This window comes from Sorangium sp. So ce281, assembly GCF_051527395.1.
In the GTDB taxonomy this organism is placed as follows: domain Bacteria; phylum Myxococcota_A; class Polyangia; order Polyangiales; family Polyangiaceae; genus Sorangium; species Sorangium cellulosum_B.
In genome coordinates, this window is record NZ_CP150322.1 from 2,788,214 (window position 1) to 2,800,761 (window position 12,548).

A 12,548-nucleotide genomic window follows, 5' to 3' on the forward strand; every position below is an offset into this window, starting at 1 on the left:
CGACGCTATCGAGCGGCGCGGCATGTGGATGGCCGAAGACGGTCACCCCTGGCTAGAATGCGGACAGTGGCAGGGTGTATGGACCTCGAAGAGCTTCGCGCCTTCCTCGCCGTGGTCGAGGCCGGCTCCTTCCTGGGCGCGGCCCGCGCGCTCGGCTCGTCGCGCACGACGCTGCGGCGTCAGGTCGCGTCGCTGGAGGCGCGCGCCGGCGTCCTCCTGCTGGAGAGCGTGCGGAGCGGCGTCGTGCCGACCGAGGCCGGGCAGGTGCTCGCCCGGAAGGGGCGCGGCATGGTGCAGGAGGCCGCCGCGCTCCTGGCCTCGATCCGGGAGGTGGGCGACGCGCCCACGGGCACGCTGCGGGTCATCCTGCCCGTGGGGTTGCCGCCGCACGTGCTGACGCCGCTCTTCGCCGCCATTCGCGGCGCGTATCCGAGGCTCCACGTCCACTGCCGCTTCAGCAACGATCCGCTGGGGGAGGCGCTCACGGACATCGACATCGCGGTGCACTTCGGCGAGGACGCGCCGGGCGGACACTGGATATCGCACGTCGTCCTGCGCGTCCGCGAGTGGCTCATCGCCAGCCGCGCGTACCTCGAGCGGCGCGGCACGCCACAGACGATCGACGATCTGAAGCACCACGAGCTGTTCGCGTGGCAGGCCCCGGGCGAGGACGCGCGCACCTGGCGGACACGGCGGGGCGCGCCCTTCACCGTGGAGCCGGCCCTCATCGCGACGGACATCCACTTCATCCGGCACTGCTGCATCTCCGGCCTGGGCATCGGCCTCGTCCCCGACGCGCTCGTGCCCGATCCCGACGTGGGGCCGGACGTGCTCGTGCCGGTCCTGCCCGACGTGGTGGGGCAGGAGCGGCCGGTGCGGCTCAGCGTGCCGGGGGCGCTGTCGGAGATACCGAAGATCAAGGTGTTCATCGGGCACGTGCGCGCGTCGCTCGGGAAGCTGTAGAGAGCGGCGGTCACCCGCTTCGGATACGGGCCCACCTCGACGTTTTCGGTGCTCAGCGCACTGGAGTGCGCTTGCGCGCCGAAAACGCCGATCTGGGCCCGTCTCCTGTGCGGGTGACCGCCGCTCTGCGCTCCATGTAGGAGAAGCGGGCGGAAAGCGCTGTAGAGCGATAAGGGGGTTGAAGCTGCCTGAAAAGCGCAGAATTTGGAATCGCCAGGGTGCCATGAGACGCCATGAGACGCCATGAGACGCCATGAGACGCCATGAGACGCCATGATGCTTGTTGTTCTTATGGCGTCTTATGGCGTCTTGGCGGTTTATTCTCGGTTGAACAACGTGATCGCTATTCTAGGGGTCGCGACCCCGCGTGAACGCAGTGGATAGCTATCCCTAGAATGCCGATCACGTTGAAACCTGGAGAATTTCACAGGGAGGCAAGGAGTCGGGGAGGAAGAAAAAAATGAATCTCTCGCTCTTGCCGTCTCTCGCTCCCCGCCTCCCCGCCTCCCTGTGAAATTCCTGCTTTCTCTCGTGGTTTCAATCCGTTTGTCGCTCTAGGGGTCCCGGACCCCGCGCGAACGCAGTGGATTGCGGTCCGGAGGGTCCCGGACCCCGCGCGAACGCAGTGGATAGCGGTCTGGAGGGTCCCGGACCCCGCGCGAACGCAGTGGATAGCGGTCCGGAGGGTCCCGGACCCCCCATCTGGCACAAAAGCGAGCGTTTTCAGGGGGTATCTGGCACAGAATTGCGCAAATTCAGGCGCCATCTGGCACAAATCCCGGCGAAAAATCGCTCCGAAGAGCGCTTCGAGGGGGTCCGGACCCCGGTGTGTCGCAATGCATTGCGGTTGTGCCGGTGCCGGACCCCCCTCACTTGGCACAGGTCAGGGCCGCCTGGCACAGTCCTCCCCCGCCGGAGACGCGAACTGACCGTGCACGCCAGGCAGAACGGACGCGCTCCCCCTCTCAGCCCGCGCCTTCTCCTTCTCCCTGCCGTAGATCCTCGATCAGCGCCTCCACCACCCCCTCCTCGTGCACCGCGCGCCCCTCGTCGCACATGGCCGCGCAGAGCTCGTCGTCCCAGGCCGCGGCCACGGGCGCCCCGGCGAGCTCCGACCCCTTGGGCGCGGCGCGGTAGTCCGCGGCCCCATACCGCCAGGGCAGCGCGCCGTGCCTCCCGATCACCACATTGCCGATGCGGAGGCCGCCCCAGTCGAAGTCGCCGTGGTACCGCAGCGTTGCGCCGGCGCCGCGGAGCCGCTCCAGGAGCAGCCGCGCCGCGGTCCGGACCTGCCCCTCCACGCAGACGAGCGGCGCCCCGCGCGGCCCGAGGCGGTCGGCCGCCGCCGAGAGGACCGCCGGGTTCTCGCAGACGAACACCTCGCGCCCCGACACCTCGAGGCGCGGCGGCGCGCGCCACAGCTGCCGGACCGAGAGCCGGCAGGGCTCCCCCGCCGCCGCATGCATCGCCAGCACCCGCCCGGCCAGGCTGTCCGGAGCCGCTCCCAGGTTGAGCACCAGCACCGGGGCGCTGAGATCGTCCAGCAGCACGCCCGCGCGGTCCCACGCCTCCCGCCGCTCCGCCGCGCGCTCCCAGCGGGTCACCCCGGAGAGCGCCGCCGCGAACCGGAGCACCAGCGCGCCGAGCGGCGCGCCGGCGTCGAGCGCATGGCTGTCCCCGGTCACCGCCGCCGCGAGCTCCGCGAGCGGCAGGCCCTCGGCCGGCAGGCGGCGCACCACCGACACGGCCTGCCGGAGCAGATCCCGCGCCGCCTCGACGTCGCCGCACGAGAGCCGCCGCACGAGGCCGGACGCGCGAAGATCATCGAGCCACACGCCGACCTCGGGCCGGCCATCGCCCGACGCCGCGGCCTCGTCGAAGACCGCCTGCCAGCCCGCCTCGAGCCGCGCCGCCTCGGCGCGACGGTCCACGAACGGCCCCGTCAGCGCCTCGACCGCCGCCTCCACGCCCGCGCAGAGCTCCGCGTCCCGGAGGAGCTGCGCCAGCTCGTCCAGCGAGACCCGCAGCGCGCCGCCGTGGGTCACCCGGCCGAACAAACGCTCGACCGCAGCGCGCTCCGCGGCCGTCGGGTCGCGGCGCTGCACCACGGCGCCCCGCACGGGCTCGCCGCGCTCCAGCCGCCGGCGTGCCTTGTCCACGATCCACCCGAGCTCCCGGGCGCCGAGCACCGCCCGCAGCCGATCGCCGGTCACGAGGAGCCGATCGCCGCTCACGAGGAGCCGCCGCCGCTCACGACGAGCCGATCGCGTGCGCTCACCAGGAGCCGCCGCCGCTCACGAGAGCCCGCCGCCGAACAGCGGCCCCGTCACGCCGTCGGGCGGCGGCTCCGGCGGCGCCGCCGCGGCGGCCGAGCGCACCCGCTCCCGCCCGTTCCACACCCACCGGGTCACGCCGACCGCGTCGATGCCGGGCCTCACCGTGAGCTGGTGGATCGACAGGCCGGGCAGCGTCGCGTAACACCCCCACTCGCGCTCGCTCGTCATCACGAAATCGAGGTCGAACGCGGCGAGGAGCCCCATGCACTTCGCCCGCATGTCGGGGTCGATGCCCACGAACGCCTCGTCCAGCAGGATGAGCCGGGGGGCGTGCGGGTGCGCGCTGCGGTAGTGCGCGGCCGCCGCGGCGAACTGCGGGATCGTCAGCGCCAGCGCCTTCTCGCCGCCGGACCCCGTCCCGTAGGTGCGCCTCGTCAGCCGCTTCCACGCGCCGTCCTGGTGGCGCTCCACCGCGAACGCGTGCCACCCTCGGTAATCGAGCGCCGTCGAGAGCTGCTCCTGCCAGCTCGCCGCCTCGCCGCGAGAGCGCACCTCCTCGATGCGCTCCTTCAGGAACCGCGCGAGCAGCGCGCGGTCGCCCGGCGACCAGGTGCCGCCCGCCCGCAGCAGCCGATGCCGGGCCTCGAGGAGCCCGGGCGGGCCGTCCACGAGCGGCGCCCACGAGAAGCGGAGCCTCATCCCGGTGCTCGTCGGCCGCGCGGCGAGCTCCTGGTTCATGTCGCGCACCATGGCCTCGCACCGGTGCAGCAGATCGTGCAGGTGGCTCGCCACCTCGCCGATGAGGTGGTTCTCCAGCACCTCGCGCTCGCGCGCGTCGAGCACCGTCCGGCGGTGCGCCACCTCGTCGGCCAGCATCGCCTGGAGGTCGTGCACGGCCCACGTCCGGTCCTGGAACGGCACCGTCACCGCGACGAGGCCGTCCTCGCTCGTCGTCTGCGGCCCGTAGCCGTGCGGCAGGAGCGCGTCCCGCAGCGCCTCGACGTGCCGGAAGATGCCCCGCTGCAGCCGCTCCCACGCCCTGTCGTCGTGCTCGACGTCGCCGCTCGACGCCTCGATCCGCCGCGCCACCTCCACCGCCCGCGTCGGCGACCACGCGGCGGCCCCCTCGCTCCCGGGCTCGGCGTCCGCCATCTCCAGCACGGACAGGAGCCGCGCCCGCGCCATCGCCGCGAGCGCATCGACGTGCCCCGCCCGCTCGCGCGCCGCGCGCTCGAGCCCGTCGCGGAGCGGCTCGATCTTCGCCTGCGCGCGCGCCTCGGCCACCCGCGCGTCGCCGTGCGCGCGCTGCGCCGCGCGGTGCTCCGCGTCGCGCGCCTCGCGCCGCTCCCGCGCCTCGGCGAGCTGGCGCAGGATCTCGTCGACCAGCGCCCCCGTCGTCCGCTCCAGCGTGTCCCGGTGCACCTCGGCTTCGTGGAGGCGGGAGGCGGCCCGCTGGCGCGCCTCGGCGCGGGAGACGGCGCGCCCCTCGGCGAGCCGCGCCTCCTCCTCGGCCTTCTGCGCGCGGCGGAGCGCCGCCGCGGCGCCGCGCGCCGTCGGCCACATCGCCGCCGCGGCGTGGACCAGCGCCGCGAGCGCGGCGTCGTGCCGGTCGAGCGCCCCGACCCACGCCGCGAGCCCGAGGTCCGCCGCGGCACGGTCCCGCTCCGCGAGCGCCTGCGCCTCGCGCTGCCGCCGCGAGAGCGCGCGCTCCTCCTCCTCCGCGAGCGCGGCGCGGGCGTCGACGACGGCCGCCTCCGCCGCCTGCTCCGCGGCCAGCGCGCGCCGCAGCGCCGCGGAAGACGGCGCGCTGGCCGCCTCCTCGCGGGCGACGCGCGCGCGGCGATCGAGCTCGGCCCGCGCGGTCAGGGCGGCCGAGCGCGCCGCCGCCGCCTCGCGGAGCGCCTCCTCGATCGCCGCGAGCCGCCGCTTCCGCGCCGCCTCGCGCGACGCGTGGCCGACGTGCTCCGCCTCGGCCTTGGCAGAGGCCCCGTGCAGCGGGCCGAGCGCGAAGCTGCCCGAGACGTCGGCCCAGATCCGGCCCGCGCCGCGGCCGGCGCCGATGCGCGCCAGCACGGCCCGCACCACGTCCGGCGGCACCGGCGGCGCGCCGGCCGCTCCCTCGGCCGCGAGCGCAGGCGACGCGCGCAGCCAGCGGCCGAGCTGCTGCTCGCGCGGGAGCGCCTGCTCCCCGGCGGCCGAGAGCGCCGTGTCGAGCACCCCCTCGGCCAGGAGCTCGCCTCCGGGCGTCACCCAGGCGTCGAGCAGCCCCGCGGCCGCGAGCGCGGCCTCCAGGCCCGCCCGGCCGGCCGCGTCGAGCCCGGGATCGAAGTCGCACAGCTGCCACAGCGGCGCTCCAGGGCGCCCCTCGCGAGCGCCCGGCGCGCGCGACGGCGGCGGCTCCGGGCCACGGTGCGCGCCGCGCTCGAGGGCGGCCCGCTCCTCCTCGAGCGCGCGCCGCGCCTCCTCCGCCACGGCGAGGGCGCGATCGGCCTCGGCCCGCGCCGCGGCGAGCCGCCCCTGGGCGTCGGCGAGCGCGCGCTGCGCCGCCAGCGCCGCGGGGCTCTCGCCGTCGCCGTGCTCGGCCCACGCCGCGACAGCGTCGGCCACGTCCTCGACGTCCGTGCCTCCGATCGGGAGCTCCGAGAGCCCGCGCGCCCACGCGCGCCACGCGCCGACGAGCGCGTCGGCCTCCGCCTCCCGGTGCCCGAGCGCCGCGGCCGCCCGCTCCCGCGCGCGCTCGAGCCGCGCGGCCGCGCCCTCCAGCGCCGCGTCGGCGCGCTCCCGCGCGGCGCGCGCCGACGCGAGCTCGCCGTCGAGCTTGCGCAGGTGCGCGACGCCCCGGCGGCGCTCGGCCACGGCCGCGTCGAAGCGCGCCTGCGCGCCCGGGAGCGCGCGGCCGCCCGGATCGGCCTCCCAGCCGCCGGGCAGCGCCGGCGGGGGCAGGCCGACCTCCGCGCCGGCGCCCTCCGCCGCGGCGACCGTCGCCGCGAGCGCGTCGCGCTCGGCGCGCGCGCTCGCGGCGGCCTCCTCGCGCTCGCTGCCGCGCCGCTCGGCCTGCTCGACGGCCCGGCGGTGCTCGAGCTCCGCCTCCCTCGCGTCGCTCGCCGCGGCCTGCGCCGCCCCCCGCGCCTCGTCGAGGGCGCGCGCCTGGTCCATCTCGGGGCGCCGGCTCAGGGTCTCGACCTCGCGCGCCGCGCCGCGCGCCGCGCGCTCGGCCTCCTCTTCGCGCGCGGCCGCCTGCTCTCCGGCGGCCCTGGCCTCGTCGAGGCCCGCCTCCGCCGCCCGCAGCTCCCGCATCACGGCCTCGTACGTGGCGTGCCCGCTCCGCACCGCGGCCGCGCGCCGCCGCGCGGCGACCCTCACGTAGCGCCGGTACTCGTCGAGGAACGCCGACGACGCCGCGCTCGCCGCGGCGAAGCCGTCGAGCGCCGCGCGATCCGCCTCGAGGCTCCTGAAGGACTCGGCCAGGTCGGCCACGACCGCGGGCGGCACGGGCGGCAGCGCCGTCGAGAGCGCCCTGGAGAGCTGCGCCTCGTCGAGCTTTCGCGACAGCTGCGGCTGCCGCAGCTGGATCAGGAGGTCGAGCAGCGCGCCGTACCGATCGCCGAGCTGGAAGAGCCGGCGATCGACGGCGGCGCGGTAGGCCGCGGCGCTCGTGAACACCTCGCCGCTCCCGCCGAGCTCCGCCTCCAGCCGCTCCCTCCCGATCGCGGCGCCGGCGCTCTGCAGGAACAGATCGCGCCCGACGCGCTTCGAGGTGACGAAGAGCCACTTGCCCGCGAGCCCGCGGCCCTCGACCGCGTGCAGCCCGCAGCCGAGCGTCAGGTAGTGCTCGGCCCCGTCGTCGTCGCGCCGGCCGAGCTCGAGCCAGGTGTAGCCGCGCCGCTCCTCGTAGCGGCCGAGGAGCAGGTTCCACTCGACGCGCTTCGCCGGGTCGGCGTCCGGCTCCAGGCGGTGGGGGCTCACCTCGCCGTCGAGCAGGAACGGCAGCTGCAGCGCGAGCACGCGCGACTTGCCGCTGCCGTTGTTGCCGCGAAGGAGCAGCCGGCCGCCCTCGAAGACGAACTCCTCGCTGTCGTAGCGGTAGAGGTTGAGCAGCCCGCTGCGGAGCGGCTGCCAGCGTCGGGTCACGGGGGAAGGCAGGGTCATCGCGTCTTCCTTGGCGTCCTCGCGCGCGGCGCGCCGTCGGCCCGGCCGGCCGGAGCGCTCAGGCCGGCCAACAGGGCTTCGGAGCGCGGCGCGCCCGCCGGTCCCGAGGGGGCGACGACGGCGTACCGGGCGATGGCGGGGAGCGGCGCGACCCCCGCGGGCGTCCAGCGCAGCAGGCGGAGCGCGGAGAGCCGATCGAGCGCCCTGTCGGCGAGCTCCACCTCGGCGCCCGCGCCGAGCGCCGCCTTCCTCCAGCGCCCGCGGTGCTCGGCGACGAGCTCCGCCACGCGCTGCTCGACCGCGGCCCGGCCGACGAGCCTGCCGTCGCGCGCGCGGCCCGCGAGCCACTCCGCCACGAGCAGCGTCAGGTGCCCCTCGGTGCCCTCTTCCGGCATCGCGAGATCGCTGAGCTCCTCGTCGGGATCGACCATCGCCAGCCCCTCGCGCCGCGCCTCGGCGACGAGCCCTGTCGCCCGCTCGATCTCGTCGACGACGAAGGGCCGCTGGGTCGTGAGGTACGCGCGCTCCTCCGGGGCGAGGTCCTCGTAGTAGACGACCGGATCGTCGAGGAGCCTCCGGAAGAGCCGGGCCCGCAGCGCCTGGTTGCGGGCGTCGTCCGTCTCCGGGGCGAGCTCCTCGACGATGCCGGCGAGCCGCGCGGCGAGGTCCGCGGCGTCGGTCGCCTCCAGCGTCGAGGGCCCGCGGCGTACGTTCAACATGGCGGCGACGGCGGGCCGGCTCACGCTGTAGAGCACGTCGCGGCGCTGATCGGCGATGAAGCCCTGCTCCTCGCCGGCGACGCGCGTGAGCACGCGCAGATCGAGGAGGAGGCGGACGACGTGGACGAGATCGCGCCGCTGGTCCTGCACGTCGAGCTCGAAGGCGCCGGCGCGGGTGAGCGCCGGGTCGTCGGCGAAATACCCCACCATGCGCTCGGCGAGCCGCCCGAGCGTGGTCTGGCGGTCCTCGCCCTCCAGCGCGAGCAGGGCCAGGCAGAGCAGCACGTAGCGGCGGCGCGTGAACGGGGTGCCGTGGTGCGGGTCGAGCGCCGGCCGCGTGCCGTCGGCGAGGTCGGCCGGCGTCTTGCGCAGGCGCGCCTGCTCGGGCTCGACGAGCAGCGACCAGCGGGGGTAGCGGGCGAGCCAGGCGCGGAGCGCGGCGGCGTGCCGTCGCACGAGCAGGAACGACGCGGCGTGCGCGCCTGCGGCCGGCAGGAGGGGGTGGCGCAGGAGGGCCCGCAGCGCCCTCTGCCGCTCGTGGCGCTCCTGGGCCTCGAGGGCGCGCGTCATGGGCGCTCCGCGGGCGAAGGTCCCGGCGGGGCGGGCGTGCGGTGCCAGGACGGGGCCGCGTCCTCGGAGGCGGGCGCGCGATGCCGGGACCGGGGCGCCTCGTCCGGGGCGAGCGAGCGGAGCGTCAGGAGGTGATCCGGTCCGCGGAAGGTGCCCGATGGCGTCTCCACCGTCGCGACCTGGCCGTCGTTCGTGGGGACCAGGGAGATGGCGATCGCCCCGTCGGCCGAGGTGGTCTCGCCGCCGCCCGCGGCGAGCGCCTCGCCCAGCCAGTCGAGGAGCATCTCGAAGGCCAGCGGATCGAGCCGGCCGAGCTCGGACAGGCGCGTCGGCCGGCCCGTGGCGAGCCGGTCGCGCGCGTCGGCGATGGCGCGCTCGTCCTCGTCCTCGTGCGCGAGCAGCAGCGCCTTCTCGCGGGATCGGTCGATCACGTCGCTCGGGCGGCCGGGCCGCGCGTGCCGGCCGGTGGCGCGGAGGCGCGGCGAGATGCGGAGCGGCGGCGCGTCGAGCCACGAGCGGCTGGCGGGGACCGGCGCGGCCTCGCGCTCGGCCATCGCCTCCTCGTTGACGAAGAGGTGCCGGGTCGAGGCGAGGGCGAACGCGGCGCGCCAGACGCGGTGGGCGTCCGCGTCGCTCGGGGCCTCGGCGAACCACCGGGCGAGGGTGCGGAGGTCGGCGGCGCGGTCGCTGCGGGTGAAGCGGCGGTCGTGCAGGCTCGCGACGGCGGAGAGCAGGGCGGGGATGGCGGCGCGGGCGCGGGCCCTGAGCTCCTCCGCCTGCGACGGCGCGCCCGGCCGGCCGATGAACCAGCCGCGGACGCCCTCGATCCGCGCCTCCCACCGCGCGGCCGCGGCCCGCTGGTCGGCCTCCTCGCCGTCGAGCGCGTCGGCGACCTCGCGCCTGCCGGCGCTGTCCGCGAGCCGCTGCGCCGCAGCGCCGTCGACGCGGCCGAGGAGCTCCGCGATGTCCGCCGTGGCGATGACGAGCTGGCCGACGAAGCGCTCGAGGTAGTCGATGAGGCGCTGCTTGTACGCGAGGAAGCTCGCCACGCCGGCCGCGTGCAGGTCGATGCTGCGCTGGAGGCTGCCCATGAACGCCTGCGCCTGCGTGGTGAGCTCGCCGAAGCGCGCGCGCAGCGCCGAGAGCGCGAGGTGGACCGCGCTGTCGTCGAGCTCCGGCCGGGAGAGCATCTGCGCGACGCTCTCCAGCAAGGTGCGGATGTCGTCGAGCGCCGCGGCCTTCAGCTCGCCGCGCTGCGCGAGCGCCTCGAAATAGGCGCCCACCGCGCGCTCCACCGCCTCTCCCTGCGGGGTGAGCTGGTACAGGAAGCGCGGCCGGTAGAACTCCTCGACGGTCGCGACATCCGCCGTGTCCAGGTGGGATTGCAGGTTCCCCCATTCGCAGAGCTTCTGGAGCGCCGCGTCCACGGCGGCCGGGTCGAGGCCGACCTCCCGGACGGCGCGGAGGACGTCGGCCGGCCGGAGGTGCAGCACGAAGCGCTCCCGCGCCTCGACGAACGAGCGCATGATGGCGCGGTAGAGCGCCGCGTTCTCGGCCGTCAGGTAAGAGAAGGCTGGAAGCTTGGCCGGCGACTCTTCCATGATGACCGCACGCTCGCGCCGCGGGGCGTTGGCCCGCCATCGAACGCCGGCGCTACCTACTACCGGCGTCGCGTGGCCGTCAATGGAGGGGCGCGCGGCAGCATCACGAAGCCTGCGCATGGAGTGCATTGCGATTTGCCTGGTTGAATTCTCATGCACGGTGTTTTTTTTTGTTCTTGGGGCTCCCCGTCCGGAGGAGTTCGGATCGAGCTGGCCGTCCATCGAGCGACAGCCGGGAGAGTGCCATGGCGAGACATCACCGGAAGATCGCGACCTCGTGCGCGGCCGCTGCGATGGCGGTGACCGGCTTCGCGGGAACGGCGCGCGCGCAGATCGCTGACGCGGTCTACGAGGACGTGAGGGACATCATCGAGGATCTGATCCAGCGGGAGGTCGCCGAGGCGGTCGCACCCAACCTGGTGTGTCAGACGGCGCGCCTGGCGAGCGCGGATCAGCACCTGCAAGAGTACGCAGGGATCGTCGACAAGCTCGAAGACACGGCGGCGGGCCCCGAGAAGGACGCGCTCGAGAAGCGGCGCGACGAGCTAAGGCTTCTCCTGAGGAGGGGGTTCCCGATCCTCACCTATTTCCCTCTCACGCTCCAGCGGGTCTTCCGGCGGCAGTTCAGCGCGATCCGGACGAGCGTCACGGACGAGGCCGCAGGCTTCGCAGGGCACATGGTCTACGTCGGGCTCACGTCGAACGAGGGCCAGATAAGAAGGCCGCAGGGGACGCAGAGCATCGAGCTCCTGCACAAGTTCGCGAGCGCCGACGACGCTCGCGCCGAGCGCGCGGCGCCAAGCAAGCTGACGTGGACCAAGCTCGATCCGCGGTCGTTGAACACCTGTGTCTCCGTGCTCAAGGAGGAGCTCGCGTCGGGCGTCACCGACGCAGGCGCGCCGTCGCCGCTCGAGCGGGATTGCGGCGCGAGCGCAGCGTCAGGCACCAGCTACGCCTGTGAGCTCGCGTTCGCCGTTCGCGCCATTCTCCAGAGGAAAGGCGCCCTGGCGGAGGAGCACTTCATCAGGGCCGCCGCCGTCGTGGTCGGGGCGACCGCGGTGAAGGCGCTCGAGGTGACGGACGACGCCGTGAAGAGAACACTCCTGGATGAGGCGGTCCTGGTCACGAGAGACGTCCTGCGCGGTGGCAAGAAGCTCGACGAGATCATCCCTGTCCTCTTGTCCGCCGCGCCCGCCGCGCCAGCCGCCGCCGAGGCAGACGCAGCCGCTCGTGCCCGGGAGCTGCGCTCCAGGTTGAGCAACCTCGAGCGCCTACGGGTCCAGTGGAACATCGGCACGCGGGGCGGCGCGAACAACCTCGAACTCGTGAGCTTCGTGAACGTCATCGGCGCCGCCGGCGGCGCGCTCCGCGATCTCTGTGACAAGGACCTGATCGGCCAGGTCTGCGCCCAGATCGAGCGACAGTCCTCGGCGCTGACGAAGATCGGCGACCTCCAGGCGGACCTCTGGCCGGCGATCCGGCTCGCCGGCCAGGGCGAGTACGGGGAGGCAGCGAGCCGCGCGATCAGGACGTTCTTCTCCTCGCGGCCCGGAGGCGAGGGGGATCAGGTCGAGATCTACCGGCGCTTCGCCGAGTCGGTCATCGTCTACGTCCTCGCGACGGTCGACGACAAGAACCCTTCCGACGCCGACAGGGCCGCGTTCCGGGAGGCGTCCGTCGAGGTGCTCCGGGAGCTGGGCACCGGGGGCGGAATGGATCGCCCGTGGGGTCACGCCTTCTACAGGCCCGACATGGGGCTGCGCGTGTCGTGGAGCCCGAGCTACATCGACGGCGAGGGCGGATCGCCGAGGATCGTGCCGTCCGCGAACACCATCAACCTGCGCGGCGTCGTGCGTTATACGGATGCCTATTATCTCGCCCTCCAACCCTCCTTCATCGACCTCCTCGCCCCGCTGAGCGAGCTCGCGCTCCGGCGCTCGGAGGCGGTCGAGTACGAGGATTCGGGCCGCGTCCTCCTGAACGCCGTGACCCCTCGGATCGAGGTGATGGTCGGCGTGCCCGCCCTCTCGAAGCACCTCGTCGTCTCCGCCGGCGCTTCCCTGCGCCTGGCGGCGCCCTTCAAGAAGAAGGATCAAGAGGGGTGCGACGGCGCCTGCTATCGTTACAAGTTCCTCTGGAACAAGAAGGACGATGTCGTCTCGGACCCGGCCGGGCTCGGGTTCATCGAGTTCGGCTTCGGGGTCAAGTACCTGCTCTGAAGCATCTCCTCGAATTTATTCGAGAAAATCCACGATGCGCCGGGGAGGCGA

Annotated in this window: 6 protein-coding genes; 2 read left to right on the forward strand and 4 right to left on the reverse strand. The window is 74.6% G+C overall.

The window, feature by feature from the left end:
- The first annotated feature begins 78 nt into the window (after window positions 1-78).
- Window positions 79-963 (forward strand): LysR family transcriptional regulator, encoded by an 885-nt coding sequence (locus tag WMF27_RS10680; protein ID WP_437768964.1) that lies wholly within the window; start codon window positions 79-81, stop codon window positions 961-963.
- A 965-nt stretch (window positions 964-1,928) separates the two neighbouring features.
- On the opposite strand, the gene WMF27_RS10685 is transcribed toward WMF27_RS10680, so the two are convergent.
- The 4 genes from WMF27_RS10685 to WMF27_RS10700 are packed head-to-tail and all read right to left on the reverse strand — an operon-like array spanning window position 1,929 to window position 10,278.
- Complete coding sequence (locus WMF27_RS10685; protein WP_437768963.1) at window positions 1,929-3,197, reverse strand: TIGR02679 family protein; 1,269 nt, start codon at window positions 3,195-3,197, stop codon at window positions 1,929-1,931.
- Between the two features lie 60 nt (window positions 3,198-3,257).
- Complete coding sequence (locus WMF27_RS10690; protein ID WP_437768962.1) at window positions 3,258-7,388, reverse strand: TIGR02680 family protein; 4,131 nt, start codon at window positions 7,386-7,388, stop codon at window positions 3,258-3,260.
- Window positions 7,385-8,677, reverse strand: coding sequence for a TIGR02678 family protein (locus tag WMF27_RS10695; RefSeq protein WP_437768961.1), 1,293 nt, complete (start codon window positions 8,675-8,677; stop codon window positions 7,385-7,387). Before WMF27_RS10695 ends, WMF27_RS10690 begins: the two co-directional genes overlap by 4 nt.
- Window positions 8,674-10,278 carry a TIGR02677 family protein gene (locus WMF27_RS10700; RefSeq protein WP_437768960.1) on the reverse strand — a complete coding sequence of 535 codons (1,605 nt, stop codon included), beginning with the start codon at window positions 10,276-10,278 and terminating at the stop codon, window positions 8,674-8,676. The genes WMF27_RS10695 and WMF27_RS10700 overlap by 4 nt, the downstream gene beginning before the upstream one ends.
- A gap of 245 nt (window positions 10,279-10,523) precedes the next feature.
- Between WMF27_RS10700 and WMF27_RS10705 the strand changes: the two genes are divergently transcribed.
- Window positions 10,524-12,497, forward strand: coding sequence for a hypothetical protein (locus WMF27_RS10705; RefSeq protein ID WP_437768959.1), 1,974 nt, complete (start codon window positions 10,524-10,526; stop codon window positions 12,495-12,497).
- Window positions 12,498-12,548: the final 51 nt, after the last annotated feature.

Coding starts and splice junctions, on each gene's coding strand:
- WMF27_RS10680 (WP_437768964.1), top strand. CDS start 79: ATGGACCTCGAAGAGCTTCGCGCCTTCCTCGCCGTGGTCGAGGCCGGC.
- WMF27_RS10690 (WP_437768962.1), bottom strand. CDS start 7,388: ATGACCCTGCCTTCCCCCGTGACCCGACGCTGGCAGCCGCTCCGCAGC.
- WMF27_RS10695 (WP_437768961.1), bottom strand. CDS start 8,677: ATGACGCGCGCCCTCGAGGCCCAGGAGCGCCACGAGCGGCAGAGGGCG.
- WMF27_RS10700 (WP_437768960.1), bottom strand. CDS start 10,278: ATGGAAGAGTCGCCGGCCAAGCTTCCAGCCTTCTCTTACCTGACGGCC.
- WMF27_RS10705 (WP_437768959.1), top strand. CDS start 10,524: ATGGCGAGACATCACCGGAAGATCGCGACCTCGTGCGCGGCCGCTGCG.